Genomic DNA, 26,925 nt, shown 5'->3' with positions numbered 1-26,925 from the left:
ACGCCTGTTGCGGCCATGGTACACTTCGCGTTTGGAACTGGTGCTGCCGCACCGGGTCGACTTTGGGATTGTTCATACCGGAGGCTCACATGTCCCAGCAAAGCAGTTACCTCGCCACCCTGGAACGGCACCGCAAAACCTTTGCAGTGATGGAAGAACACCAGGAAGCCGTCGAGCAACTGTTGGAGCTGACGCGCCAAAGCCTGAAACGGGGCGGCAAGATCATTTTCTTGGGCAACGGCGGCAGTGCTGCAGATTCGCAGCATTTGGCGGCCGAGTTCATGGTCCGCTATAAAAAAGAGCGCGGCCCCCTGGCCTCCATCGCCCTGACCACAGACACGTCCATTCTGACAGCACACCCGAACGACTACGAATTCGAGACCGTATTTGAGCGACAAGTTCTGGGCCTGGGAAAGCCTGAAGATCTGGTGATCGGCCTGTCCACCTCCGGCCAGAGTGAGAACATCAACCGGGCCCTGAAAGCTGCCAACGACATGGGCGCCGCAACCGTTGCTCTGACCGGCCGGGATGGCGGCAAGGTAAAAGACATCGCCAGGCTGTCCATCATCATCAACAGTGACGAAACCGCCCGCATCCAGGAGGCCCATATGTTCATCGGCCACTGGCTGTGTGAAGCGATGGATGAGGTGGTGCTGTCCGGAGGCCTTGACTGATGCTTGATCTGGCCCGGCTGGACCAGCTTCAGAACGCCTCTGTGCTGGTGATTGGCGATGTCATGCTCGACCGCTATTTCATTGGCGACACCAACCGCATTTCACCGGAAGCACCGGTGCCGGTGGTACGCGTCGCACACACAGAAGACCGGGCCGGCGGTGCCGCCAACGTTGCCAGAAACATTGCCCACCTTGACGGCCAGGCCGCCATTCTAGGCATCATCGGCAACGACACAGACGGTCGTTTGCTGAAAGATCTTCTGGTCAAAGAAAAGGTCCATTCCGAGCTCCTGGAACTGGACGACGCACGCACCATTTCCAAAACGAGAATCATCTCCCGCCATCAACAGATGGTTCGGCTCGACATGGAAGACACCTTCCCCGTCGCCCAGGCCGAAAGCATTAAGCAGCGTTACGGCGAACTGGTTGAGCAATACAATACCGTCATCATCAGCGACTACGCCAAAGGCACCCTCGCCTGTGTTGGCGACTTGATTAAGGCTGCGCGAAAGGCCGGCAAGCAAGTTCTGGTGGACCCGAAAAGCAAAGACTTCTCCCTGTATCGTGGCGCAACCGTCATTACCCCGAATCTGAGTGAATTCAAGGCCGCCGGCGGAGATGCCTCCTCAGATGACGCCATGCTGAGTTCGGCCCGCGCCATGCTGGCCGACGCGGGCATCGATACCATGCTGCTGACCCGCAGCGAGCAAGGCATGAGTCTGATCACCCCGACGGAGCACCACCATTTCCCGGCGGAAGTCCTGGAAGTAAGCGATGTCACCGGCGCCGGTGACACTGTGATTGCTACACTGGGCACCCTGCTGAGCGCCGGGTTTGATCTGAAAGACGCCGCCTGGCTGTCCAACCTTGCGGCTGGCATTGTGGTCGCCAAACTAGGCGCCGCAACCGTTTCCCCGGAGGAACTGGCTGCCCGCGCCAGCCACCAGTGGTCGGCCAAGACCAGCGGCTACCACCCCAGCGTCGAGCAGAGCCTGCTGCACATTGATTACGCCCGACAACAGGGCGAACGGATTGTCTTTACCAACGGCTGCTTCGACATCCTGCACGCCGGCCATGTGCGCTACCTGGCCCAGGCCCGGGCGCTCGGTGACAGACTGGTTGTCGGGCTGAACTCCGATGCCTCCGTGCGTCGCCTGAAGGGCGAGGAGCGCCCGGTGAACTCGCTGGAAGACCGGATGGAAGTGCTATCCGCCCTGGCCTGTGTGGACTGGGTCATCCCCTTCGGTGACAACACTGAGGAGAACGACACCCCGGAGCAACTCATCAAACGGGTGAACCCGCAGGTGCTCGCCAAAGGCGGCGACTACTCAATCGACACCATCGTCGGCGCGGACTTTGTTCAGGAAAACGGCGGTGAGGTTGCCATTCTGCCCACGGTTGAAGGCCGTTCCACCACCGGGCTGATCAAGAAAGTTCGAGGCTGATTTGTCTGCGCCACGCTCCATCTGCCTGCTGCGCCTGTCGGCCATTGGTGACACCTGCAACGCCGCTGCAGTAGTTCATGCTATCCGGCAGCATTACCCGGAAGCTGAGATCACTTGGGTGATCGGCAAGGCTGAAGCCGCACTGATGGCGGGCATGGACGGCGTCAACTTTGTCGTGTTTGACAAGAAGCAGGGCATGGCCGCGTACCGCAACCTTCGACGCCAGCTCCAGGGCAAACAATTTGACGCCCTTCTACTCATGCAAGTCGCCCTGAGAGCGAATCTCGCCAGCTTGTGTATTTCCGCCAAGCGACGAATCGGCTACGACAAAGCCAAAAGCAAAGAGCTGCACAGCCTGTTTATCAACGAACGGGTTGAGCCGACCGACAAGGTGCATGTGTTAGATAATTTTCGACAGTTCCAGAAATCGCTGGGCATTCCTCTTGAAGCCCCCGCCTGGAACATTCCGGTGAATGCGAAAGACCGGGACTGGGCCAAAACCCAGCTCGACCCCGGTACCCGCAAACACCTGATCATCACCCCCGCCGCCTCGAACGCCGAGCGGAACTGGCTGCCTGAGCGCTACGCGGCCGTTGCCGACCACGCCGCCAGCCTGGGCTTTTCGGTTTATCTTTGTGGCGGCCCGGGAGAGCGTGAGAAGGAATTGGCTGCCAACATTCAGGCCCACGCCAAACACCCCATACGCAACATGGTTGGCCTGTCGAGCCTGAAGCAGCTGTTCGCCCTGATTGGCGAAGCAAGCCTTGTACTGGCACCAGACACCGGCCCCGCACACATGGCCGTTGCCGCCGGCACGCCGGTTATTGGCCTCTATGCCCACAGCAACCCGAAACGCACCGGCCCCTACCTTTGGCAAAACTACGTGGTAGACGCCTACACACCCGCCCTGAAACAGATGCGCGGGGAAACACCGGAGCAAAGCCGCTGGGGCCAAAGGCTCAAGGGCGAAGAGTTGATGGAGAACATCACGACGGAACAGGTTATTGGCATGTTGAACCGCTGTATTAAGGAACAGAACCTATGACCAACAAAGCCGTATTTCTGGACCGGGATGGCGTAATCAACGTGGATCATGGCTACGTGTACCGCAAAGAGGATTTCGAGTTTGTCGACGGTATTTTCGAGGCCTGCCGGCACTTTCAAGAGCAGGGCTACCTGTTGATCGTGGTCACCAACCAGTCCGGCATTGCCCGGGGCATGTACACGGAAGAGCAATTCCAAGAGCTGACAGAATGGATGGTGGAGAGGTTCAAAGAAAAGGGTGTGACCATCAACAAGGTTTATCATTGCCCCCACCATCCGGACTTTGGGCCTGCAGATGAGAGGAACTGTGATTGCAGGAAGCCGAAGCCGGGGATGATATTGAGGGGGATTGAGGAGTTTGAGCTGGACCCGGCGGAGTGCATTATGGTCGGGGATAAACCAAGTGACGTTGCAGCAGCGGAACGAGCCGGTATCGGCACAAAGGTAAGGGTGTTGACCGGCAGCCTCTTTGTGACGTTGCCGAACAACGAGGCCTCACTATCTCTGCTAACGCATGTTGACCAGATTATCCACGATAGATCATCGGTCTAGTGTGATTACATAAGACCAAATAGAAAGCTAAGGAGCGGGAATGCTACATCAGCCTTCAATTGAGATTTCTGGCAATTCGGGATGCACCGTAAGGCTGCTTACTCATGACCAGCGAATCATGGTTGAAAAAGAATGCGCACTCCCGTCGTATATTCCGCGTCTCCAGGCACAAATTCGCAAACAAAACGACTTCCGACACGCACTTACGAACCCTGCCATAATAGTCCCAGAACTCTATGATGAAGCGGATAATCCCGGCCTCTATTCCGCACGAATGGAATTTCTACCCTACCTGAACTTCATCGACTTCCTTGGCGTTTGTTCCGTACCTGCGTTAATGCAAAGTATCAAAGCAATCGAAGGCTTCATCGATCACAACCTGCGAACCGACTACCAAACAGTTAATACGTCGGCTTTGTTAAAGCTGGATGAAATCTCTCGCAACATTTCAGGGGAGCCTCAAAAACAAGAGATCGACCAGCTCTTCGGGAATAAATTGCGAGACCGATTAACAAAAAAAGAAATTAATATTCCGAATGGTTGGTGTCACGGCGATTTTACCCTGTCCAACATCGTTTTTTCTGCCAATGGTAATTGCATCGGCCTATTCGATTTCCTGGACAGCTATATCGACTCCCCAATCATGGACCTAGTCAAGCTCCGGCAGGATACGCACCTTCACTGGTCTCTCACCAAGTCCAAAAAACCGATCTCTCATCTTCGAGTCTGCCAAGGGCTTCGGCAGTTGGATATATTCGCAAAACGTAAGCTATCAGCTCTCGGAATCTCCGGGAAAGAGTACAACATACTCCAATCTGTCAACGTTCTAAGAATTTTGCCATACGCCAACGACACAACCACTTTAAATTTCATTCAAACATCCCTGAAGACTCTGGAGGACTAAATGCATCTAATTCTACCAGTTGCTGGAAGCTCATCACGGTTCCCAGACATGAAACCCAAATGGCTCCTTACTCACCCAAGGGGCCACATGATGATTGTTGAAGCAATCAAAAAACTGGATCTGGATAAATTTGAAAGTATCAACTTGATCTGCTTACAGGAGCATGAAGACAAACATTCCGTAAGAGTCGCGATTGAGACTCAGTTTGATGAAATTGGCCACAGAGACAAACTTCGTTTTATCATGCTGGAAGAACGCACACGGAACCAGCCCGAGACGGTTTATCAAGGACTCAAGGCTGCGGGCATCAACGGTCCAATATTCATTAAAGACTCTGACAACCAGTTTTCTGCTCCCGTTAAGGAGGGAAACCACGTCTGCTGTCTGGACCTCCACGAGCTAGAAACCGTTAATGCACGAAACAAAAGCTATATAGACATTGATGAGTATGGCTTTGTGCAAAATATTGTTGAGAAAAAGATCGTTAGCTCAACATTCTGTGTGGGAGGCTACGTTTTTGAGTCAGCCCAAACCTTTATGGACACTTATGAAAAGCTGAGCAGCGACTCGCCCGACCTTTACATATCTAATATTATCTATCAGATGCTCCTGGACGGCCATACGTTCAACGCCCTGCATAGTGAAGATTATTGTGACTGGGGAACGATTCGCGAATGGAATCAATATAAGGCTCAATACTCTACGCTCTTCGTAGACCTTGATGGAACCTTGGTAGAGAATTCGGCTCAATACAACTCACCGTATTGGGGTGAAACCGATGGCATAACAAAGAACATTCAGGTCCTGAACAAACTTCACAAATCTGGAAAGGTCCAGATAATTATCACTACATCGCGGAAGGAAAGCTTTCGGGAAGCAACCATCAAGCAACTTGAGCGCCTAAATATTCCTTACGACGATATTATTTTTGGCCTGGTGCATGGCCGAAGAATCGTAATCAACGATTACGCCCGAACAAACCCTTTCAAGAGCTGCGACGCGATAAATATCAAACGTAATAGCGACGACCTAAAAGAAATGCTTGAAGAGTCTATTGGCTTTGATATTGGCATATAAAACCTGATACGAGCATTCGAATGAGCGACTTTTCTGACATTAGCGTGGTTGTCCAAGGCCCTGTGCAGAGCTTTCAGGACCGTGAACAAGAACCAGGCATTACCCAGAAATGCCTGGAGTCAGTTCGGCAGCACCTTCCTGGTAGCACGCTGATTCTCTCAACATGGCCCGGCCAGGAACTCGCTGGGCTCGATTACGATCGGCTCGTCATATCTGAAGATCCCGGGTCTAATGTCAGGTTTTTTGGAAGGGACGGCGCGCCACATCGCTTCAACAATAACAGGCAGATAGTATCAACACGTGAGGGCTTGAGAGAGGTCACCACGAAATACGCGGTCAAATTACGTAGTGACAACTATCTGACGGGAAACAACTTCGTAGCTCTGCAACGTGAATACCCCAAAAGAACCTCAACGCATTGCTTTCTGAAAGAGAGAGTTGTCGTCTCAAACGTATTCACCAGACAGTACGCTAAAGGATTCCGGGTACCCTTCCATCTCTCTGACTTTTTCTATTTTGGCTTAACCGAAGACCTGAGAACCCTTTGGGATCTCGATCTTTTTGAGGATGCCCAAGACCCTATTCACGATAATGAAGGTGCCCTGTACAAAAGTTATCCGCCCGATTGCACTCAGATGTTCTGGATAAAGGCCCTGCAGAAATTTGACACTTCAATACATGTCAACGAGTTACTTGATCGATCAGCCAGCCGGCTGGAGCAGTCTGACCTTTGTTTCGCCAACAACCTGGTAATAGCCTCCCCTGCCGACCTCGGCTTGGGGCTTTGCCAGAAGTTTCTCGGAACCGCCCGAATCTCACGTACCAAAGGGCAATGCGCCCAGTGGCAACACTGGGAGTGGCAAGAGATTTATCGCCGTTACTGCGACCCGGATTTCCCTAAAGCACCGGCTTCAGTGAAGGCAAACCTGTTTCTGAAACGCTTGGTCCATGTGCATCCTGTCAAGCTGGAGACCATCGTCAAGCTCTACAAAAACAGACGCAGCAGTGAGTCAGGCGGCATCAAATGACCCCAGCACAACATGGCCTGGCATCCGCCCTCAAGTATTTACTGCTTATCGTCATTGGCACCTTCCCTGCACTCAGCGTCATCGTTGATGGATACGGCAGTGCCCTTTGGTATCTTTTGGGGCTCGCCGGAATCGTCTCATTTGCGATCAGCGCCAACGTTCGCAGGAGACTTTGCTTTGAACCAAAGGCCCTGCTATTCGTTGCCGCACCTTTTCTCTTCTTTATGTGGTCAATCATTATTTACTGGCTCGTTGATCCCAGCGATTTCGCAAAATCCCGTGTGGAGCGACACGCCCTGCTCTTGATCAGCATTCCTGTCATCGCACTCCTGTTTCACGCGCGGTTCCGGGCAAAGGATCTGTTACTGAGTTTTTCGCTGAGCGGTCTGGTGTTTCTGGCGTATTGGATTGTGCACGACGGCGAGGGCAGGTTAGACGGACTGGTTCATGCCATCCATTTTGGCAATATCGCCCTTATTACCTTGATACTCTGCGTTGGAGGATTACTCACCCAGAGCAAGCGTCACTGGTATGTGATAGCCGCGATGGGAAGTGTTGGCGCACTGATAGCCTTTATGGAGTCCGGATCCCGGGGCGGCCTGGTTGCTTTGTTTCTGGCACTTCTCGCCATTGGATTCTGGTTCAGTGTTACCCGAAACCAAATCCGTTACTTTGTCATTACACTCGCTCTCGTCGCTTCGGTTGCCATCGTCTCAGTCAAATTTGTTGACCCAATATCCGAACGATACGAGTTAACCCTGAATGAGATTGATAAGTTCTCAGAAGGTCAGATGTATACCTCCATGGGAATGCGCCTACTCATGTGGGATGCCGCGATGAACGTTGTCACCGAGGCCCCTTTTATTGGCTCAGGTTTCTCGGGATACCGAACGGAAATCCTGACCCGGATTTCCGAAGGGCAACTAAAACCACTCATGTCAGATTTCTCTTCCGAGCCACACAATCAATACCTGTATCAGCTTGCCTCTCACGGCCTGATAGGTCTGTTTCTTCTACTTTTGATTCTGACCCTTCCCTTGTTCTACTTGGCCACACCTCGCCCTGGCAGCCATCTGAACCACCATATTCTGCGTGTTACGCTGGCTGTGATTTTTCTATCGTTCATCTTCTTTGGACTTACCATCACTCTGTTTGATCAGAGGAGAATTCTTCAGAACTTTGGGTTGTATTATGCTGTCGCAGCCTGGTTCATCTGTAACACCTATAGGGAGCGTCCACATTGAGAGCCATCATCGCTATCAGACAAATCCAAAGACACACCGGTGCGGTTAGGTGCGTGATTGAACATTGCAAGTACCTCAAGGCTATGGGCTATGACATTACGATTATTGCAGAACGCTATAACCGGGAAATCCTGGATGAGTGTGGAGCGGATTTTGTTCGCATCATGCGGTGGCCCATCAAAGGCGCCTATCGCCGAACCTGGTTTGATAAGCGTGTACAACACTGGCTGAGAGCAAACCCCTACGACCTCTTTTTCAGTCATGGTGACAGCCACAGCAATGACATCCTGGTGATGCACAACTGTGTCAGATTGCATGAAGAAACATGCGGCACACCTGAACTTGATGTTGCAGCATTCCATGACTCCGTCATCTCGGCAGGAGATTATCGGGCGCTCATCACCAACTCCAAGCTTATGGCCGATGATTTCCAGCAGCGATATTCAGTGCCCAACGACAAACTACGAGTTTTCTATCAGGGCGTTGACACCAGTCTGTTCAACGTGTCTGACAAAGAAGCACTCCGGTGTAAAGCTCGCCGAGAACTGCAGCTCCCTGAAACATCCAAGGTTGTTGGACTGATCACCTCCGGAGACTTTACCAAACGAAACGTTCGTTTCTTTCTGGAGGTCGCCGGATTTCTTGCAGCAAACACATCCTTTCCGATTGAATTCCTTGTCGTGGGGAAATCCAACAGTACTCGTTTTGCCGACCAGATATCAGTAAACGGCCTGCAGTCCCGGATTCGATTTATCGACCCGGTACCAAACGTCCACGAACTGTTTCATGCCTTGGATTTGCACATATTCCCCGCCTTACTGGAAGAATATGGCCGTGTAGTTCTGGAGGGGCTGGCCTGTGGAGTGCCTACAATCGCAAGTGACAACGTCGGCGTCGCTGAGTTGATGCAGGATCACTCAGTGCCAGAGGTAATCAGTGGCTACAACCTGGAGGAGTGGGGTAAAGCCGCGCAGAACATGCTGACAGACCCTGACGCAGGAAAGCGAGCTAGTCAGGCGGCGGCAAGTCTTGCCCAACAGTATTCAATGGTAAACCAAAAACAGGCTATGGCGGATCTATTGAGCTCTCTCATCAAACGTTAGTGGAGGCGTTGTACCCCTCAAGGAAAAACTGCCATTCACGCTCCAGCTCTTCGCCATAAGCCTTATTCAGGGAACGCTTCAACCGATCTAGCGTATTACCTTTCCAGGAAGTCCGATAAGGGGTTCGGGAGCGCAGCTCACCTTTATCAAAGTCTATCAGGTGGGTTGAAGTCTCTCCGACCAGGATGTTGAAACAGTTCAAATCCGCGTGATACAAACCCGCATCATGGAATTGACGAATCACTTGCCCGATTTCGCGCCAACGGGTTGCGTCCAGGGACAGAGCAACATCCCCTAATGGGCGAACACCTTGCAAGCGTTCGATGATAATGGCCGAGGAGTAAAGTACCCCCTTGCGCTGGTACACAACAGCCACGGGCTTAGGAACAGGAAGCCCCAAAACACGGAGCTGGACTAACAGTCGGAATTCAACGAACGCGCGCACGCGCACCTCGCCTGCGTATAGGTACCGATCACGTATCAGCTTTCCGACCAATCCTCCCCGACGGTAATGGCGAAGCACCCAATGTTCCGGGCTGCGCTCAATAAACCAGGCGCTCCCACGCCCCCCCGAAGAAACCGGCACCGCGCGCTCACCCCAATAATCAGGGTCAAACCAATCAGGGTCGAACTGCTCTGCCCACTCAGGCACCACCAGTGCGTTGATGCCATCGCGTTTTATGTGCACTTCCGTATCTGAGCCCACCACTGAACCTCTCACAAGGCCATTCACCAACAACTTTAATAAAAAAGCCGCCCCACGGAAAACTTGGGGCGGCTTCTACACTGATCGAGCACGATTACCCGGTTAGCGAACTGCCGTCAGCCACTCCTGATGCGCAGCCAGCTTCCCCTTCACCGCATCAAAATACATACTCTGCAACTTTTCGGTAATCGGCCCACGCTTGCCTTCGCCAATCTGGCGGCCGTCCAGTTCGCGGATGGGCAGTACTTCTGCGGCGGTACCGGTGAAGAAGGCTTCTTCGGCAATGTACACTTCGTCGCGGGTGATGCGGCGTTCTTTCACCACCAGGCCCAGGTCTTTGGCGAAGTCAATGATAGTGGCACGGGTGATACCTTCCAGGCAGGAAGTCAGCTCGGGGGTGTGCAATACACCATCACGCACGATAAAGATGTTCTCACCGGAACCTTCCGCCACGTAGCCCTCGTTATCCAGCAGCAGCGCTTCCTCGGCACCACCGGAGATGGCTTCATTCAGGGCCAGCATGGAATTGATGTAATTACCGTTGGCCTTCGCCTTGCACATGGTGATGTTTACATGGTGGCGAGTGTAGGACGAGGTGCGCACCTTGATGCCCAGCTCCTTCGCTTCCGGAGACATGTAAGACGGCCAACTCCAGGCCGCAACCATCACATGCACCTTCAGATTGTCGGCACGCAGACCCATGCCCTCAGAGCCCAGAAATGCCATCGGGCGCAGATAAGCCTCATCGAGATTGTTTTCCCGCACCGCTGCTCGCTGGGCCTCGTTGATCTCGTCCTTGGAGAACGGCATCTTCATGTTCAGGATGTGCGCTGAGCGGAACAGCCGATCGGTATGTTCTTTAAGGCGGAAAATCGCCGGGCCATTCGCGGTGTTGTAGGCACGCACACCTTCAAAGCAACCCAGGCCATAGTGCAGGGTGTGGGTGAGGACGTGGGTTTTGGCTTCCCGCCAGGGAACCATTTCACCATCCAGCCAGATAAGGCCATCGCGATCAGCCATCGACATTCTGTTCTGCTCCTGAGTAAGCGGTTTTCGGGGAACTGGCATTCTAGCAGCAAACGCTGCCCGAAATAAATTTAGCTTGCTACTCAACCATGACTTTTTTCCACATACTTTGGATGTAGTCACGCTCTTCCGTGAAGGCTCCGCCCTCGACCTGGCTGTTAAGGTTCTGCAAAGCTCTGCGGTGGATGGTGGAGCGCAGTGTGATGAACACCTCCCGTAGCCGCTCAGTGTCGTCAACTGGCAAAACGCCTGCGCGGCCTAATTCTTCCAGTTGGCGGATGTTATCACTCCACTGGGTCAGCTCCGGGTGTTCCGGACACCAAGCCAGCATCAGGTACTGCACCATGAACTCGACATCTACGATGCCACCGTTGTCATGCTTGATGTGGAAAACGTCATTCTGCCGGGCTGCGGGTGTCCCGAGGTTGCTGCGCATTTTCTCACGCATATCGACCACCTCCTGCCGAAGCGACGCCTTGTCCCGTTGTCGGCACAGTATCTGGTGGCGAATATCCTCGAACGCTTTGAGCGTATCGTCGCAGCCTGCCACTCCCCTGGCGCGGGCCAGCGCCTGATGCTCCCAGGTCCAGGCATCCTCCTGCTGGTATTTCTCGAACGCCTGCAAGGTACTCACCAGCAAGCCGGAGTTACCCGAGGGGCGCAATCGCATATCCACTTCGTAGAGCTGCCCGGAGGGTGTCTGGGTACTGAGAATGTGCACGATTCGCTGGCCGAGCCGGGTATAGAACACGGCGTTATCAATAGGCTTGTCGCCATCGGTGGCCAGTTGAGGATCAGCCTGGTGCACAAACACCAGATCCAGATCTGAGGTGTAGCCCAGCTCGATACCGCCGAGCTTGCCGTAACCGATGATGGCGAAATCGGTATCACAGGCGGAGCCATCGGCGCACCGCGGGTAACCGTGCCGGCTGACCAGATTCGAGAACGCCACATCCACCACATGATCCAGCACCACCTCGGCAATCCAGGTCAGGTAATCACTCACTTTCATCAGCGGCAGCGTGCCCTTTAACTCTGAGGCCGCCACCCTCAACACATGGGCCTTCTTGAAGTAACGCAGAGCCTCCATCTGCTCTTCCAGATCTTCATACGGAATCCGCAGCATTTGCTGACGCAAATCATCCTGCAACTCTTCCTTGGCCGGCGGACTGTATAGGCTCTCCGCATTCAAAAGTTCGTCCAGGAGCAAGGGCGTATCCGCCAGCAGGCGAGCAATCCAGGGGCTTTCACTACACAGCCGCACCAACTGCGTCATGGCTCCGGGATTTTCCATCAACAGAACCATATAGGCGGTTCTGCGCAGAATGGCTTCAACCAGTTGCAGCACACGGTCCAGCGTTTCCGAAGGATTCTCCACATCCATCAGGGCGTTAATCAGGAGCGGCACAAACTGGTTCAGCCTTTTGCGCCCCTGAGTCTGCAGGGTCTGCACGGTTCGGCTATCACGCAGGCTGGCCAGTCGCTTGTAGCTGCCCTCCGGGTCCTCAAACCCGCTTTGCTCCAGCCACCCCACGGCAGCGGCTTCGTCCATTTCCGATAACCACAACTCGTAGCAGCCGTCGTCTACGCTGCTCTCATCAGCTTCATCCTGATCTTCCGTAGCAATAATATCCGCAAAATGACGAGCCACCCGGCTTCGGTGTTCATCCAGCGCAGACAGGCAGTCTTCCCAGCTATCGAAGCCCATAATCCGAGCAACCCGAGCGCAGGAGAGCGCATCCTCAGGCAGAATCTGGGTCTGCTTGTCTTCCATACCCTGAAGGGCATGTTCGAGATTGCGCAGAAACACATAAGCGTCTCGCAGCTCGCTGACCACCCGGGACGGAAGCAACTCCAGTTCCTCGAGCTCCTTCAAGATCTGGAGCAACTCACGCTGTTGCAGCTCCCGATCACGCCCGCCACGGATTAACTGGAACGCCTGCACCACAAACTCTATTTCCCGAATGCCGCCACTGCCGAGCTTGATGTTGTTCTCCAGCCCCTTCCGGCGAACTTCCCGGCTAATCATTTCTTTCATGCTACGAAGCGACTCGAACGCACTGAAATCAATGTATTTGCGGTAAACAAAGGGCTTGAGGCTCGCCATCAGCACCTCACCGGCACGCTGGTCGCCAGCCACAACGCGGGCCTTGACCATGGCGTAACGTTCCCAATCGCGCCCCTGATCCTGGTAATAGGTTTCCAGGGCCGCAAAACTAAGAGCGAGCGCGCCACTCTGGCCGTATGGCCTCAGGCGCATATCCACCCGGAACACGAAGCCATCGGCAGTAATCTGGTCCAGCGCCTGAATCAGCCTTTGGCCAAGCCGGATAAAGAACTGCTGATTATCCAGAGCACGCCGGCCGCCCTGGGTTTCGCCTTTTGAGGGAAACGCAAAAATCAGGTCGATATCGGAGGAAACGTTCAGCTCCCGGCCGCCGAGCTTGCCCATTCCAAGCACCACCATTTTCTGGGGTGCCTCCTGCCCGGTTACCGGGTCATCACCCATGGGAGTACCGAACTCTTCACAGGCTCGCTCGTAGAGCCAATTCAAGGCACCATCAATGGCGGTATCCGCAAAGGCACTGGTAGCGGCCATGGTTTCATGCAAATCGGCCCACTTCATAAGGTCCCGCCAGATAATCCGGAACTGCACTTCCCGCCTGTACTGGCGAAGTGCTGCATGCAAGGCCGGTTCAGAGTCAACGTTCTGGAGGTAATCCCGCCAGCGATCAGCCAGCCAGGCCTCTGTGGTTGGTTCAGTCAAAGGCCGGGCAGCAACGGCTGGCCGAATCTGCTCCGGATGTCGTTCAAGGGTTTGCCGGAGAAACAGGCTTCGAGCGATGGCCTCTGCCACATCGGCCTCGGAGACATGGTCACCGGCCAGCCAGCCGGGCAGACCCTCCGGGAATACCGATGGCCAGCATCCGGAAATCTCCTCCTTGAGCGCTCCCGGCAGTGAAGTCCATGGCTCAGACATAACGCAACCCTCTGTCTCTCTGATATATTTCAGGTACTGTATAACGAACTCGCCAAGGACTGAACAGGCACCCGCTCTCCATGATGCGAAATAGACGCCCTCTGAATCCGGAGCACACCCAATCTCACCTCCCTATGGGCGGGCTCATCCGAAGCCGGATAAACCGACTCTTTACTATCCTCGGCGGACTCGTTGTCACACATACGCTGATCCTCTGGGCAGCAGAACCGCTCTCATTCTTCGAAGCCGTGTGGCTCACCATGACGACACTGGTTACCGTGGGCTATGGCGACTACTCGCCGGTAACGCCCGTTGGCCGCATCAGCACCATCCTGCTGATGTTTATCTCCGCCATTACGCTACTGACCCTGATCGTCAGTGATTACATCGAATACCGTTTCTACCGCAGAGAACGCATACTGACTGGACGCTGGATTTACAAAATGAAAGACCACATTGTCATCATCAACACCCCTCGAAGCGGCGGCGAGCAGTACTTCATGCGATTCGCCTCGCAGATTCGCTCGGTCCCTGAGTACCACACGGTGCCGATAATGCTGCTTACGCGGCAATTTCCGGGAGGGCTGCCGGCAGAATTGTCGGACTGCGGTGTCGTTCATTTCCACGGTGCAGGGAACGACCCGGAAGCTCTGAAGTCCGTGCACGCCGGCAGCGCCAAGCACATCATCGTGCTGGCGGCGGATGAATCGGACCCGATGTCCGACAGCCTGACCTTCGATATTGCCCACCGGCTGGCCGAATCCAATCTGGGCGGGAGAACCACCGTTGAATGTGTCGGCGACCACAACCGTGCAAGATTCAAAGCACTGGGCGTTCGCACCACCATTCGCCCCGTGCGCACCTACCCTGAAATCATGGTTCGCTCCGTGGTTGCCCCTGGTTCCGAAAAAGTTCTGGAAGACATGTTCAACTACGAGCGAGATCATCCGCATCGTTATGATCTCAAGCTCGACGACCTTACCTGGGCGGATATTGTCAGTGCTCTGATCCGCCACGGCATTGGAACGGCCTTGGCCTACATTGATCACGACAATGAAGTCATCTGCCACCCGGATACCAACGCCGAGGTTGAGGGCAAGGGGCTGATTGTTCTGGTTCGCTCCAGCGAGACGCCGGAGGTGTCAGTGGTAGAGGAAGCGCTTGACCGGTATCGGGAGTTTCTCAAGCAGTGGCGTGCCATGCACGAGCAAAACCAGAAAGCCGCCACCGAGAGCTCTGAAGAAAACCTTTCAGCTGGCGGCAGCGAGCGCTAGCTGTAACTGACCGAACTCAGGAAATTGCTCAACCAGGGTCACTACGGCAATGCCGGCTTCCAGCGCCTTGGCTACCGGCCTCCACTGCGACAATAGCCCGGCCGCTTCCGCCTGCTGCTCAATCTCCGCAAGCGCACTTGCGGGCAGACACACCGCATCACCGGTTAACCAGGCCAGACTCAAGTAATGCAGAAAGGATACCGAGCTGAATCCTGAAGCTGGCAATGCCAGTGACGGGCGGTAGATTCCGGCAAGGTAGTAGCCCTGCTCGGCTTTGCTAACAAGGTTCAGAAATACCGGAACGGCTTGTGCGAGAGCGCGGGCATTTTCAAGCAGAGCCGTGGGCTCGCCCGCTTTGAGCTCAAATTCCACTTCATGCAGGGGCCTTGCCTGCTTTCCTGCCACCACTTCACCGGAGTCCAGAGCGACCTCAATGACGGACTCTGCTTGCTCCAGCATGATAATGCGCCTCTGGAAGTTGGTCTCGAATGCCAGCTCCAGTTCGCCAAGGTCGACCTCAGATCTCAACGGAGTCTGTTCCAGAAGCTCAAGATCCAGATCCGGCCCCGGCAGATCCCACTCCCACTCCTGGCGGCGATGGGCTCCGTTTACGAACTCGCCCTGGGTTTTCAAGGTCTGGATGTAGCGATCACCGGCCTGACGGACTCGCAACGCGGCACGGACCTGATTCAACGCAGCATTCGGGGTGTCGTAGTAGCGATTGACCAGTGTTTTAACCGGACCTTCGCTTGCACCCGGTTGACCTTTGAGCCACTCGAAGGCCCGGGACTGTGCGGATTCCGATAGGGTCAGCTTTACTTCAAGTTCCGTGGCCACTGGAGCGCTCCTGATGATTTCTTTTCCTGCCAAAACAGAAAAGCCGGTGACAGAGTCACCGGCTTTTACAACTACTAGATTAGCTTGTTAGCTGATCAGAAGTAGTAAACAGCACCGATAGCGGCGATGGACTGCTCGTCGCCAGTGCCCGGCTCGTTCTCAACGCTGTAGATCTCTTCGTCAGCGTTGCTCAGATAGCCTTCGAAGTATACATACATGTGGTGAGACAGGTTGTGCAAAGCCTGGAGAATGATGGTGTCGTTCTTGTCACCAGAAGCATCGTCATCAAGCATCTGGTAGGAAAGGGCGAACTGATTCTTGCCCATGGTGTAGACGCCCATCACACCAATGATGTCATTGACGTCTTTACGGGTCTGATACTCGCCAATCAGGCTAAAGTCACCAGCATTGTAAGTAACGTTCAAGCCATAACTGTTTTCGTTGTTGTCGGACGCACTACCACCGTCATTTGAATCAACACCTGCGGAGATTTCAAGCGCATCGACCGAGTAAGTTGCAACCAACTGGTAAGGATAAGACTTGTCGTTGCCGCCCTTGGTATCATTGTCACCATTAACCTGTACAGCAGCAGCCAAAGTCAAACCACCGAAGGACGGGGACATATACTGAACCAGATCACCTTCACCTGTGGAGTAGTTGCCGAAGATGTCAGAACCAACTTCATGGAAGTTGCCAATCTTTACGATGGCGCTCTCGTATACTGAATCGTCGGAACCAACCCAAACCTGGCCAAAGCTGTCGCCTTTAATACCAACGTAAGCCTCGTCAAGCTTATCAATACCGCTGCTGCTGCCTTTATCGTCAGCGTTGATACCCTCAAGCTCAAGCTTGAAAAAACCCGTGACGCCCGGGGCAATTTCGTGATCGTGCTTAACGCCCAGGGTAGAGCCGTTGTCCGCGTGCTCGAGAGCAGAACCACCGCCGTCTACGTTTGCGTGGGTCACAACGTACTGAATGTTACCATACACGCTCGGCATGGAATCCATCTTCGCCGCCAGCTCGGAAGCAGACAGAGTAGGCTCTGCCAGCGCAGCGCCAGAGAAGGTTGCAGCTGCAATAGCAGAAGCAAGAATCGTTTTTTTTCATGTTGCGTCTTCCTTTTTGAGTTAACTCAGGTTTTCGACGGGTCTAAATCCCGATTTTTATTGGCCGGCACAACGCTTGGCTCTGCCTGCCGGGTATCTGACTGCCCCTGTCATTCCTGTGGGAACAGCTTTTCTTCTTTTTATAAGACAAGCACGCTTGCCTTAGATCTCAACCACTTACACAGCTTTATTAAAGCTCTGCGTGATGAACCTGCTTTAATACAATGTTCCATTTTTTGCAAATTTTTAATGGCCATTTTTTAGCCCCATTTGCATTCGTAACCTTTGTCGTTAGATCAGCCTGGACTAACAACCTCTCCCGTTTCCACAACAAATTCAGGGCCAGATAACGAAAAAAATCCACAAAACAACCGGTTACCTTCCAACCGAGGCCTTCACATTCTGAGGCCACAAAACAATACCCCAAATCACGCACTTTCGTGAGGCACTGTTGGCAACTGCGTCACATTTTTGTGCACTACCCTCTCCGGGCAGACTCCAACATAAAGGTAACCGGGCCATCATTGATCAGTGCCACTTTCATATCTGCACCAAACTTCCCCGTACCTACACGCTCGACGCCTAGCTGGCTACTTGCTTCAGCCACAAAGTCACCATAAAGCCGGTTCGCCAGCTCCGGTGCGGCCGCCAGGGAAAAACCCGGGCGCGTGCCAGAGGACGTGTCAGCAGCAAGCGTAAACTGAGGGACTACAAGTAATGAGCCACCGGCATCCTGAACATTCACGTTCATCCGGCCCTGCTCATCGGGGAAAACCCGATAGGAGAGGATTTTTCGGCACAGTTCCTTTGCCTCATTCAGTGTATCGTTCCTTTCTACGCCGAGGAGCAAGAGCAACCCGGGACCAATACGGGCAATCGTTTCACCATCCACGGCTACACTGGCTTCCGAAACGCGCTGGATCAGTCCTTTCATTCATTCCCTTGAGCGTTAACACCGAGGGTTAAATTTCTGAAACGCGAAAAGTGTATAGAGCCCGCAAGACCACCGCAACCCTGTCAGATCAATAAAAAGTCGCATTCTCAGCCAACAGAGGGAAGACTTCTGGCAACCACATTCTCAACGCCCCGCATCAGGGCATCCACAATTGCCGGCTCGGATGCCGAGTGGCCAGCATCCCGGATAATCTGAAATTCCGCCTCCGGCCAGGCCTTACTCAGCGCGAGGGCATTATCCAGCGGGCAAACCATGTCATAGCGGCCGTGAACAATCACGCCCGGAATGTCCTTTAGCCGCGAGGCATCACGCACGATCTGGTCGGGCTCAAGGAACGCATGATTCATGAAATAGTGGCATTCAATCCGGGCCAGCGCGATGGCCACATGAGGGTGGCCAAAATGCTCTACTACTTTGGGATTGGGATGCAATGTGGCGCACCGCCCTTCCCAGACGGACCAGGCTTTCGCGGCCTGAATCTGCACCAGCTCATTGGCACTGGTCAGGCGCCGGTAGTAGGCCGACACCATATCATTCCGCTCCACCTCCGGAATCTGGGCAAGGTAGTCCTGCCAGTAATCCGGGAATACCCGGCTGGCGCCGTCCTGATAAAACCAGTGAATATCCTGGGGCCGGCACAGAAAGATACCTCTCAACACCAACCCCAGAACCCGGTCTGGATGGGTTTCGGCATAGACCAGGCTTAGCGTGGAGCCCCAGCTTCCCCCAAACAGCAACCAGCGATCGATGCCGAGAAAATGCCGAACCGCCTCAAGATCCTCAACCAGTTTGTCTGTGCTGTTACCCTCCAGCTCGGCCAACGGGGTCGATCGTCCGGCGCCCCTCTGATCCAGCAAAATAATCCGGAAACGTTCGGCGTCGAAAAAGCGCCGGTGGTAATCCTCACAACCGCCACCCGGCCCGCCATGAACGACAATCACCGGAATTCCGTCCGGATTGCCGGATTCCTCGAGGTACAGCTCATGGGGATGATCCACCGCCAGTCGGTGGCGTGCGTAGGGCTCGATTTCAGGATAGAGGGTCAGCATGGAAAACTCCGTTTCGGGGATAACGGCAGTCTAGCTGAGACGGGCGAGGAAAATACAGGGGCCAGGAAAACAGACGGAAGCGTTTACTGCCTCACAACGATTTCCTGGCCCCGGAAGAGTTACTTCTTGTTAGCGCGCTTACGCTCGTTTTCGGTCAGGAGCTTTTTGCGCAGACGAATGGACTTGGGCGTTACCTCAACCAGTTCGTCGTCGTCGATAAACTCCAGCGCCTGCTCAAGAGTGAACTTGATAGGCGGCACCAGGCCGATCACTTCGTCCTTACCGGAGGCACGCATGTTGTCCAGCTTCTTGCCCTTGGTGGGGTTAACCACCAGGTCGTTATCACGGCTGTGGATACCGCACAGCTGGCCTTCATAGATTTCCTGGCCAGGGTCCAGGAACAGCTTGCCCCGGCTCTGCAGGGTTTCCAGCGAATAGGTCAGCGCAGTACCGGTGGCCATGGAAACGATGACACCGTTCTGACGGCTGGTTACGTCGCCCATCTTCACCGGGCCGTAGTGGCTGAAGGTGGAGGTCAGGATGCCGGTACCGGAAGTCATGGTCAGGAAGGTGTTCCGGAAACCGATCAGGCCACGGGCCGGAATGGTGTATTCCAGGCGGATACGGCCCTTGCCGTCCGGGATCATGTTAGTCATGTCACCTTTGCGCAGGCCCATCTGCTCCATAATCGGGCCCTGATGCTGCTCTTCGATGTCGATGATCACGTTTTCATACGGTTCTTGCTTCTCGCCGTCGACTTCCTTGATCACCACCTCCGGACGGCCTACGGCCAGCTCGAAGTTTTCGCGGCGCATGTTCTCGATCAGAACCGACAGGTGCAGCTCACCACGACCGGACACCTTGAACTTGTCGGCAGAATCGCCTTCTTCAACCCGCAACGCCACGTTGTGCAGCAGCTCTTTTTCCAGACGCTCTTTGATATTACGGCTGGTTACATACTTGCCTTCTTTACCGGCGAACGGGGAATCGTTCACCTGGAAGGTCATGGATACGGTGGGCTCGTCTACGGTCAGCGCCGGAAGGGCTTCTACGTTGGAGGGATCACAAAGAGTGTCAGATATGAACAGCTGGTCCAGACCACTCACGCACACAATGTCGCCAGCCTGGGCTTCCTCAACTTCCACACGCTGCAGGCCAGAGTGGCCCATGATCTTCAGGATACGACCGTTACGCTTCTTGCCGTCGGCACCGATAGCCACCACCGGGGTGTTGGTCTTCACTTTACCGCGCATAATGCGACCGATACCGATGACACCCAGGAAGCTGTTGTAGTCCAGCTGGGAGATCTGCATCTGGAACGGGCCATCCAGATCAACCGAAGGCGCTGGCACATGATCAACAATGGCCTGGAACACAGCGTCCATGTTGTCGTCCAGATTCTCATGATCCATGCCGGCGATGCCGTTCAGCGCACTGGCATAGACTATCGGGAAGTCGAGCTGTTCATCGGTGGCACCAAGGTTGTCGAACAGGTCAAACACCTGATCCACCACCCAATCCGGGCGGGCACCCGGACGGTCAATTTTGTTCACGACCACAATCGGGTTCAGGCCCGCTGCGAAAGCTTTCTGAGTCACGAAACGGGTTTGCGGCATGGGGCCGTCGATGGAATCCACCACCAGCAGCACACTGTCCACCATACTCATTACACGCTCTACTTCACCACCAAAGTCAGCGTGGCCCGGGGTGTCTACGATATTGATGTCGTAGTCTTTCCATTTTAGAGCAGTGTTTTTTGCCAGAATGGTAATGCCACGTTCTTTTTCCTGGTCGTTGGAGTCCATTACACGCTCGTTTTCGAGCTCTTTCCGGTCCAGCGTGCCAGACTGGCGCAGCAGCTGGTCAACCAGGGTAGTCTTGCCATGGTCAACGTGGGCAATAATGGCAACGTTTCTAAGCTTATCAATCACAACGGGTATCCTGAAGAAATTAGCGGCGCGCAGTATATCGAAAAGTCCATGGCGATAATATGAAGATTAGTGCCTAATATGTAACCAATCTGGGCTTGCACCATAATTATGCGTTATCAGAGAACTTGCACCACCATGGTGCACCGCAGTGGTGCAATAAGCATGGTCTTCGGCCAGGAAGCTGCGCCACATTAGCCCGAAAGCCTTGTCGCTGCGCTGTTCTGGCGCAGCCGACAAAAACTGGCAAGCCGATTGCTTATGCCAAAGCAGCCGCATAGTGAAGGTAAGGACCACAAGCTTCTGGTAAGCTTCCCTGACCTGAAAAAAGATCGGGCCTCAGAACACTGAACGATCCGGCACAACGAACATGTAAAACCTTACGGAGCATGCACAATGTCCAAGACGATTGATTTGATCAAAGAACACGAAGTCAAGTGGATTGACCTGCGTTTCACCGACAGCCGTGGTAAAGAGCAGCACGTGACCCTGCCCGCCACCGAGGCGGACGAAGACTTTTTCGCTGACGGCAAGATGTTCGACGGCTCCTCCATTGCCGGCTGGAAAGGCATCAACGAATCCGACATGATCCTGATGCCGGACGACGAAACCGCCGTTCTGGACCCGTTTACCGAAGAAACCACGGTCAACATCACCTGCAACATTGTAGAGCCTTCTACCATGCAGGGTTATGAGCGCGACCCCCGCTCTGTTGCCCGTCGCGCCGAAGAATACCTGAAGTCCACCGGCATCGCTGATGGCGCTCTGTTCGGCCCGGAGCCTGAGTTCTTCGTGTTTGATTCCGTCAAATGGAACGTGGACATGCAAGGCGCTTCTTACCACATCCATTCTGAAGAAGCCGCGTGGGTTTCCGGCGAAGACTTCGACCGCAACAACATTGGCCATCGCCCGGGCGTAAAAGGCGGCTACTTCCCGGTTCCGCCGGTCGACAGCCTGCACGACCTGCGTGGCGCCATGTGTGCCGCCATGGAATCCATGGGCCTGGAAATTGAAGTTCACCACCACGAAGTGGGCACCGCTGGCCAGTGTGAAATCGGTGTTGGCGCCAACACCCTGACCCGCAAGGCAGACGAAGTTCAGATCCTGAAGTACTGCGTGCACAACGTAGCTCACGCCTACGGCAAGACCGCCACCTTCATGCCCAAGCCGGTTGTGGGTGACAACGGCTCCGGTATGCACGTTCATATGTCCCTGAGCAAAGACGGCAAGAACCTGTTTGCCGGCGACAGCTACGCGGGCCTGAGCGAAGCAGCCCTGTACTACATCGGCGGTGTGATCAAGCATGCCAAGGCCATCAACGCCTTCACCAACCCGGCCACCAACAGCTACAAGCGCCTGGTTCCGGGCTATGAAGCACCGGTTATGCTGGCCTACTCTGCCCGTAACCGTTCTGCCTCCATCCGTATTCCGTACGTGAACAGCCCGAAAGCTCGTCGTATTGAAGTGCGCTTCCCGGATCCGGCCGCTAACCCGTATCTGGCCTTTGCCGCCCTGATGATGGCCGGCCTGGACGGTATCCAGAACAAGATCCACCCTGGCGATGCCATGGACAAGGATCTGTATGACCTGCCGAAGGAAGAAGCCCTGAACATTCCGAAGGTTGCCGAGACTCTGTCCGAGGCCCTGGACTGCCTGCAAGCAGACCACGAGTTCCTGACCCGTGGCGGTGTGTTCACCGAAGACATGATCAAAGGCTACATCGACCTGAAGCGTGGCGAAGTCGAGCGTCTGAACATGACCACTCACCCGGTCGAGTTCGATCTGTACTACTCCTGCTAAAGCTCCGCACCAATTCGGTGCAGACTATGCAGGCCATAAGCCCCGCCCCGCGCGGGGCTTTTTTGTGGCCTCAATCCCAGTTCTGAACCAAGACCCACGCCCTTAACGATATGTAACCAAGGAAGCAGGCCACAACATTGAAATGACCTTGCCCGCAATCGATAATCAAAGCAGTTCATTACCACAGGTTACCGCCATGAAAGCACCGTTCGTACTCGCCGCTGGCCTGCTGATGCTGGCTTCGACCACAGCACATAGCGAGGTCTACCGCCACGTTGACGCCTATGGCAACGTCAGCTTTTCCGACGAACCCATGGAAGGCGGTGAAGAAGTCCAGGTGAAGCCCGTGACCACCATCACCCTGCCCAAGCCGGAAGCGGTTCAGGAACCCGAACAACTCCGCGAGCGGGTGGAACGTGAGGGCGCAGCCTACCAGGCTGTCTCATTCCAGTATCCGGCCAATGAACAGGCCTTTCACAGCGGCAACGGCAACGTCACTTTCGAGGTTCAAAGTACACCACCGCTGAAGCGGGGCCATAAATTTGAAGTGACCCTGGATGGACAACCGGTCGGGCAAAGCAGCTCAGGCTCAGTAGCCGTCAGCAATATCGACCGGGGCACTCACAATGCGAGTGTTCATATTGTCGATGAAAACGGAGTACGCGTGAAATCCGGCAATTCAATTACCTTCACGATTCACCGCCCATCCGTTCTCAACTAAATCTTATCTGCACCACCATGGTGCAATTGCACCATGTTGTGACCATACTTTGGGCAGCCAAGGGGCAAAATCCGGGCTGCCTGTCGCCAGACCGTTCACTACTGCACCAAGCTACAGCACCGCGTACCGGCTACCGCGCCCGTTCTGCCCGATCCTTGCCCATTGGCTACCCGATGCCAAAAAACTGGTTCGCTTTTTGCAGCCGCAGGGGTACATCCTATGAGTCGAGAACGGAAGCAACGCATGCCACTCCATCCAGCCACCATATCCGGAAGCAGTTACAAGAGCATTCTGGACAGTCTGACAACCGCAGTACTGGTACTTGGCGATGATCTGGCTATCCGTTACCTCAACCCCGCCGCCGAGAGCCTGTTTGAAACCAGTATGACCCGAAGCCATGGCCTCCCCTTACAGGAGGTTCTGGTGGATTCCGAAGATGCCCTGACCACTCTGCATGCCGCAGTGGAGAACGGCCAGTCCTACACCCGCCGGGAAGCTGAATTTGCTTTGATCAGCGGTGCCAGACTGACGGTGGATTACTCGGTGACTCCCATCAGCCTGGACCCGACCGAACTGCTGATCGAGATCCAGCCTCGAGACCGACTGATGCGTATCAGCCGGGAAGAAGACATCATCTCGCAACAGGAGACCACGCGAATCCTGGTGCGGGGCATGGCCCACGAGATCAAGAACCCGCTGGGCGGCATCCGTGGCGCGGCGCAACTGCTGGACCGCGAGCTTTCAGACGACGACCAGCGTGAGTATACCCGTGTGATTATCGACGAGGCGGACCGTCTGCGCAGCCTGGTGGATCGCATGCTCGGCCCGAACAAAGCCCTGAAGATTGCGCCCACCAATATCCACGAAATTCTGGAGCGGGTCCGTACTCTGATTGAGGCCGAAAGCAAAGGCCGAGTGCGCCTGAGACGCGACTACGACCCGAGCATCCCGGAATTTCCCGGCGACAAAGAGCAACTGATCCAGGCCTTCCTGAACATCGCCCGCAACGCCATGGAGGCGGCGTTCGAAAACGAAGCCGCAAGCGGGCGTTCCGCAACGCCCACCATTACCTTTCGCAGCCGGGCCTTGCGGCAGTTCACCATCGGCCATCGCCGTCACCGACTGGTGTGCCGGGTCGACATTATAGACAACGGCCCGGGCATCCCGCCGGAGCTGTTGCAGAACATCTTTTACCCCATGATCAGTGGTCGGGCCTCGGGCACCGGACTCGGCCTTTCCATTACCCAAAGCATCATCGGCCAGCATCGGGGGCTGGTGGAGTGCGAGAGTGAGCCCGGAAGAACTGATTTCATCATCTTCCTGCCTCTGGAGGACAGCAAATGAGCCAACCGGCAAACGTCTGGATTATCGACGATGACAGAAGTATTCGATGGGTGCTGGAACGCGCCCTGAGCCAGGCTGGCATGCAACCGCGCGTATTCGACAGCGGCGACAGCATCATGATGCGGCTGGAACACGAGCAACCGGACGCCATCATCAGCGATATCCGGATGCCAGGGGTGGATGGTATTACCCTGCTCGCCCAGATCGTCGAACTGCATCAGGATGTGCCGGTTATCATCATGACCGCGCACTCGGATCTTGAAAGCGCGGTGACCAGCTACCAGACCGGCGCCTTCGAATACCTGCCCAAGCCCTTTGATGTGGATGACGCAGTCGCACTGGTAAAACGGGCCGTTGCCCACAGCCATGAAAAACGCGCCGCCAGCGAACCCCAGGCCGATGCTACACCACGCAATACCGAAATTATCGGTGAAGCCCCGGCCATGCAGGAGGTTTTCCGGGCCATTGGCCGGCTGTCTCACTCCAACATCACGGTACTGATCAACGGTGAGAGCGGCACCGGTAAAGAACTGGTGGCCCAGGCCCTGCACAATCACAGCCCCAGAGCACGAAACCCGTTCATCGCCCTGAACATGGCGGCGATACCCAAAGACCTGATTGAATCCGAATTGTTCGGCCACGAAAAGGGTGCCTTCACCGGCGCCGGTGCCGCCCGCCAGGGCCGCTTTGAACAGGCCAACGGTGGCACCCTGTTTCTCGATGAAATCGGCGACATGCCCGCCGACACTCAGACTCGACTGCTGCGGGTGCTGGCCGATGGCGAGTTTTACCGGGTAGGCGGCACCACCCCCATCAAAGTGGATGTCCGCATCATCGCCGCAACCCATCAAGACCTGGAAAATCTGGTACAGGCCGGCAACTTCCGAGAAGATCTGTTCCACCGCCTGAATGTCATTCGCGTGCACCTGCCCAAGCTGGCCGAACGCCGCGAAGACATTCCACGCCTGATGCAGCACTTCCTCAAGCGAGCAGCCAAAGAGCTGGCAGTAGAACCCAAGATCCTGCGCCCGGACGCAGAGGAATACCTCACCACCCTGCCCTGGCCCGGTAACGTCCGCCAGCTGGAAAATACCTGCCGCTGGCTGACCGTCATGGCCAGTGGCCGGGAGATCCACATTGATGACTTGCCCCCGGAACTGCTGCATCAAGCGGAAAACGAGCATGCTGCTACCGGTCTGACCTGGCAGGAAGGCCTGAGGAACTGGGCAGAACAGGAACTGAAGCGCGGCAAGAAAGGCATACTGGATACCGCGGTGCCCGAGTTTGAGAAAATCATGATTGAAACTGCGCTGAAGCACACCGGCGGCCGCCGCCGGGATGCCTCCATTCTGCTGGGTTGGGGGCGGAATACGCTGACCCGGAAAATCAATGAGTTGGGGATGGATCAGCCGGAGGGGGAGGAGGATTAAAACTCCTCCTTCACCTTAGTCAGTGGCTTCCCACCAATAAATGATACGGTCACTGCCTCGGTATACGCCGAAGGTAGCGATGCCTTCAGGGCTTTAATACTGATACTTTACACTTTATATATCAGGTATATCCTAGAACGGAATATCATCATCAAAATCATCAATCGGCTCAGGCATGCCACCACCCTGCTGCTGGGGTGACGGGTTGTTGTAGCCACCAGCCTGCCCACCCTGCTGGGGCGGCGCATTGTATTGCGGCTGCTGCTGCGGCCGTCCCTGGGGAGCCCCCGGATTCATACCGCCCTCAGAGCCCCGGCTGTCCAGCATCTGCATCTGGCCATTGATATCCACAACCACTTCGGTGGTGTAGACATCTTGCCCTTCCTTGTTCTGCCATTTCCGGGTCTGCAGCTTGCCTTCAATGTAGACCTTGGAGCCTTTGCGCAGGTATTGCCCAGCCACTTCAGCCACCTTGCCGAACAGCACAACCCGATGCCACTCGGTCTTCGGCACCATCTGTCCGGTCTGGCGATCCTTGTAACTCTCGTCTGTGGCGAGGTTCAGGTTAACCACAGCGTTGCCGTTGGGGGTATAGCGAGTGTCCGGGTCCTGCCCCAGGTTACCAATGAGAATTACCTTGTTTACGCCTCGTGCCATCGTATGCTCCTGATCATGTTTTGCGGAGTGCCAGCCATCCA

24 protein-coding genes are annotated in these 26,925 nt (G+C 55.0%); 14 read left to right on the top strand and 10 right to left on the bottom strand.

Annotated elements, in window-relative coordinates; all coding sequences use genetic code 11:
- Positions 1-89 precede the first annotated feature (89 nt).
- The 9 genes from OZ656_RS03710 to OZ656_RS03670 are packed head-to-tail and all read left to right on the top strand — an operon-like array spanning position 90 to position 9,071.
- Complete coding sequence (locus tag OZ656_RS03710) at positions 90-674, top strand: SIS domain-containing protein (RefSeq protein ID WP_379944961.1); 585 nt, start codon at positions 90-92, stop codon at positions 672-674.
- Complete coding sequence (hldE, locus tag OZ656_RS03705) at positions 671-2,119, top strand: bifunctional D-glycero-beta-D-manno-heptose-7-phosphate kinase/D-glycero-beta-D-manno-heptose 1-phosphate adenylyltransferase HldE (RefSeq protein ID WP_379945200.1); 1,449 nt, start codon at positions 671-673, stop codon at positions 2,117-2,119. Before OZ656_RS03710 ends, hldE begins: the two co-directional genes overlap by 4 nt.
- Position 2,120: 1 nt before the next feature.
- Positions 2,121-3,164 (top strand): glycosyltransferase family 9 protein, encoded by a 1,044-nt coding sequence (locus OZ656_RS03700; protein ID WP_379944960.1) that lies wholly within the window; start codon positions 2,121-2,123, stop codon positions 3,162-3,164.
- A complete protein-coding gene (gmhB, locus tag OZ656_RS03695) occupies positions 3,161-3,715 on the top strand; it encodes a D-glycero-beta-D-manno-heptose 1,7-bisphosphate 7-phosphatase (protein WP_379944959.1) in 555 nt (184 codons plus the stop codon). Before OZ656_RS03700 ends, gmhB begins: the two co-directional genes overlap by 4 nt.
- Positions 3,716-3,755: 40 nt before the next feature.
- The gene (locus OZ656_RS03690) at positions 3,756-4,619 is read left to right on the top strand and encodes an aminoglycoside phosphotransferase family protein (protein WP_199452546.1); all 864 of its coding nucleotides are present in this window, start codon (positions 3,756-3,758) and stop codon (positions 4,617-4,619) included.
- 48 nt (positions 4,620-4,667) lie between these two features.
- Positions 4,668-5,696, top strand: a complete 1,029-nt coding sequence (locus OZ656_RS03685; protein WP_228285539.1) for a hypothetical protein — start codon at positions 4,668-4,670, stop codon at positions 5,694-5,696.
- 20 nt (positions 5,697-5,716) lie between these two features.
- Complete coding sequence (locus tag OZ656_RS03680) at positions 5,717-6,724, top strand: WavE lipopolysaccharide synthesis family protein (protein ID WP_194841924.1); 1,008 nt, start codon at positions 5,717-5,719, stop codon at positions 6,722-6,724.
- Entirely contained in the window at positions 6,721-7,968 is a 1,248-nt protein-coding gene (locus tag OZ656_RS03675; protein WP_153741290.1) for an O-antigen ligase, read from the top strand. The genes OZ656_RS03680 and OZ656_RS03675 overlap by 4 nt, the downstream gene beginning before the upstream one ends.
- Before the next feature lie 53 nt (positions 7,969-8,021).
- Positions 8,022-9,071 carry a glycosyltransferase family 4 protein gene (locus OZ656_RS03670; RefSeq protein WP_379944958.1) on the top strand — a complete coding sequence of 350 codons (1,050 nt, stop codon included), beginning with the start codon at positions 8,022-8,024 and terminating at the stop codon, positions 9,069-9,071.
- Here the strand turns inward: OZ656_RS03670 and OZ656_RS03665 are convergent.
- The 3 genes from OZ656_RS03665 to glnE all read right to left on the bottom strand — a co-directional run bounded on the left by OZ656_RS03665 (position 9,061) and on the right by glnE (position 13,783).
- On the bottom strand, positions 9,061-9,777 hold the full coding sequence (locus OZ656_RS03665; RefSeq protein WP_227548946.1) for a 3-deoxy-D-manno-octulosonic acid kinase: 717 nt from the start codon (positions 9,775-9,777) through the stop codon (positions 9,061-9,063). The genes OZ656_RS03670 and OZ656_RS03665 overlap by 11 nt on opposite strands.
- A 102-nt stretch (positions 9,778-9,879) precedes the next feature.
- Positions 9,880-10,803, bottom strand: coding sequence for a branched-chain amino acid transaminase (locus tag OZ656_RS03660; protein ID WP_273030124.1), 924 nt, complete (start codon positions 10,801-10,803; stop codon positions 9,880-9,882).
- 79 nt (positions 10,804-10,882) lie between these two features.
- Positions 10,883-13,783, bottom strand: a complete 2,901-nt coding sequence (gene glnE, locus OZ656_RS03655) for a bifunctional [glutamate--ammonia ligase]-adenylyl-L-tyrosine phosphorylase/[glutamate--ammonia-ligase] adenylyltransferase (protein ID WP_286895099.1) — start codon at positions 13,781-13,783, stop codon at positions 10,883-10,885.
- Between the two features lie 80 nt (positions 13,784-13,863).
- Here glnE and OZ656_RS03650 point away from each other — a divergent pair, with 80 nt between their 5' ends.
- Positions 13,864-15,057, top strand: a complete 1,194-nt coding sequence (locus OZ656_RS03650; RefSeq protein ID WP_273030126.1) for a potassium channel family protein — start codon at positions 13,864-13,866, stop codon at positions 15,055-15,057.
- On the opposite strand, the gene OZ656_RS03645 is transcribed toward OZ656_RS03650, so the two are convergent.
- The 5 genes from OZ656_RS03645 to typA form a co-directional block, all read right to left on the bottom strand.
- Entirely contained in the window at positions 15,034-15,894 is an 861-nt protein-coding gene (locus OZ656_RS03645) for a CYTH domain-containing protein (RefSeq protein ID WP_273030127.1), read from the bottom strand. The two genes, OZ656_RS03650 and OZ656_RS03645, sit on opposite strands and share 24 nt — an antisense overlap.
- A gap of 95 nt (positions 15,895-15,989) precedes the next feature.
- Entirely contained in the window at positions 15,990-16,988 is a 999-nt protein-coding gene (locus OZ656_RS03640; RefSeq protein WP_264766303.1) for a porin, read from the bottom strand.
- A 490-nt stretch (positions 16,989-17,478) separates the two neighbouring features.
- Positions 17,479-17,934 (bottom strand): D-aminoacyl-tRNA deacylase, encoded by a 456-nt coding sequence (gene dtd, locus OZ656_RS03635; protein ID WP_153741285.1) that lies wholly within the window; start codon positions 17,932-17,934, stop codon positions 17,479-17,481.
- Positions 17,935-18,041: 107 nt separating this feature from the next.
- The gene (gene pip / locus OZ656_RS03630) at positions 18,042-19,004 is read right to left on the bottom strand and encodes a prolyl aminopeptidase (protein WP_153741284.1); all 963 of its coding nucleotides are present in this window, start codon (positions 19,002-19,004) and stop codon (positions 18,042-18,044) included.
- 119 nt (positions 19,005-19,123) lie between these two features.
- A complete protein-coding gene (gene typA / locus OZ656_RS03625) occupies positions 19,124-20,935 on the bottom strand; it encodes a translational GTPase TypA (RefSeq protein ID WP_379944957.1) in 1,812 nt (603 codons plus the stop codon).
- A gap of 393 nt (positions 20,936-21,328) precedes the next feature.
- On the opposite strand from typA, the gene glnA reads away from it, so the two are divergent.
- The 4 genes from glnA (at position 21,329) to ntrC (ending at position 26,227) form a co-directional block, all read left to right on the top strand.
- Positions 21,329-22,732: a glutamate--ammonia ligase gene (glnA, locus tag OZ656_RS03620; RefSeq protein ID WP_011784288.1), complete on the top strand. Its 1,404-nt coding sequence runs from the start codon at positions 21,329-21,331 to the stop codon at positions 22,730-22,732.
- A 196-nt stretch (positions 22,733-22,928) separates the two neighbouring features.
- Positions 22,929-23,453 (top strand): DUF4124 domain-containing protein, encoded by a 525-nt coding sequence (locus OZ656_RS03615; RefSeq protein WP_273030132.1) that lies wholly within the window; start codon positions 22,929-22,931, stop codon positions 23,451-23,453.
- Between the two features lie 243 nt (positions 23,454-23,696).
- Positions 23,697-24,797 (top strand): nitrogen regulation protein NR(II), encoded by a 1,101-nt coding sequence (gene glnL / locus OZ656_RS03610; protein WP_286895090.1) that lies wholly within the window; start codon positions 23,697-23,699, stop codon positions 24,795-24,797.
- A complete protein-coding gene (ntrC, locus tag OZ656_RS03605) occupies positions 24,794-26,227 on the top strand; it encodes a nitrogen regulation protein NR(I) (RefSeq protein ID WP_273030134.1) in 1,434 nt (477 codons plus the stop codon). Before glnL ends, ntrC begins: the two co-directional genes overlap by 4 nt.
- A gap of 15 nt (positions 26,228-26,242) precedes the next feature.
- On the opposite strand, the gene OZ656_RS03600 is transcribed toward ntrC, so the two are convergent.
- Positions 26,243-26,308 carry a DUF6701 domain-containing protein gene (locus tag OZ656_RS03600; protein WP_379945199.1) on the bottom strand — a complete coding sequence of 22 codons (66 nt, stop codon included), beginning with the start codon at positions 26,306-26,308 and terminating at the stop codon, positions 26,243-26,245.
- Positions 26,309-26,359: 51 nt separating this feature from the next.
- Entirely contained in the window at positions 26,360-26,884 is a 525-nt protein-coding gene (ssb, locus tag OZ656_RS03595; protein WP_273030136.1) for a single-stranded DNA-binding protein, read from the bottom strand.
- Between the last annotated feature and the right edge of the window lie 41 nt (positions 26,885-26,925).

Origin of the sequence: Marinobacter sp. LM1, assembly GCF_042763285.1 — a bacterium.
Taxonomy (GTDB): domain Bacteria; phylum Pseudomonadota; class Gammaproteobacteria; order Pseudomonadales; family Oleiphilaceae; genus Marinobacter; species Marinobacter nauticus.
The sequence above is the reverse complement of the archived record's forward strand: the minus strand, read 5'-3'. Positions and strand labels throughout refer to the sequence as shown.

Coding starts and splice junctions, on each gene's coding strand:
- pip (WP_153741284.1), bottom strand. CDS start 19,004: ATGCTGACCCTCTATCCTGAAATCGAGCCCTACGCACGCCACCGACTG.
- OZ656_RS03680 (WP_194841924.1), top strand. CDS start 5,717: ATGAGCGACTTTTCTGACATTAGCGTGGTTGTCCAAGGCCCTGTGCAG.
- glnE (WP_286895099.1), bottom strand. CDS start 13,783: ATGTCTGAGCCATGGACTTCACTGCCGGGAGCGCTCAAGGAGGAGATT.
- OZ656_RS03685 (WP_228285539.1), top strand. CDS start 4,668: ATGAAACCCAAATGGCTCCTTACTCACCCAAGGGGCCACATGATGATT.
- gmhB (WP_379944959.1), top strand. CDS start 3,161: ATGACCAACAAAGCCGTATTTCTGGACCGGGATGGCGTAATCAACGTG.
- glnA (WP_011784288.1), top strand. CDS start 21,329: ATGTCCAAGACGATTGATTTGATCAAAGAACACGAAGTCAAGTGGATT.
- OZ656_RS03660 (WP_273030124.1), bottom strand. CDS start 10,803: ATGTCGATGGCTGATCGCGATGGCCTTATCTGGCTGGATGGTGAAATG.
- OZ656_RS03690 (WP_199452546.1), top strand. CDS start 3,756: ATGCTACATCAGCCTTCAATTGAGATTTCTGGCAATTCGGGATGCACC.
- OZ656_RS03650 (WP_273030126.1), top strand. CDS start 13,864: ATGATGCGAAATAGACGCCCTCTGAATCCGGAGCACACCCAATCTCAC.
- OZ656_RS03675 (WP_153741290.1), top strand. CDS start 6,721: ATGACCCCAGCACAACATGGCCTGGCATCCGCCCTCAAGTATTTACTG.
- glnL (WP_286895090.1), top strand. CDS start 23,697: ATGCCACTCCATCCAGCCACCATATCCGGAAGCAGTTACAAGAGCATT.
- OZ656_RS03710 (WP_379944961.1), top strand. CDS start 90: ATGTCCCAGCAAAGCAGTTACCTCGCCACCCTGGAACGGCACCGCAAA.
- ntrC (WP_273030134.1), top strand. CDS start 24,794: ATGAGCCAACCGGCAAACGTCTGGATTATCGACGATGACAGAAGTATT.
- OZ656_RS03615 (WP_273030132.1), top strand. CDS start 22,929: ATGAAAGCACCGTTCGTACTCGCCGCTGGCCTGCTGATGCTGGCTTCG.
- ssb (WP_273030136.1), bottom strand. CDS start 26,884: ATGGCACGAGGCGTAAACAAGGTAATTCTCATTGGTAACCTGGGGCAG.
- dtd (WP_153741285.1), bottom strand. CDS start 17,934: ATGAAAGGACTGATCCAGCGCGTTTCGGAAGCCAGTGTAGCCGTGGAT.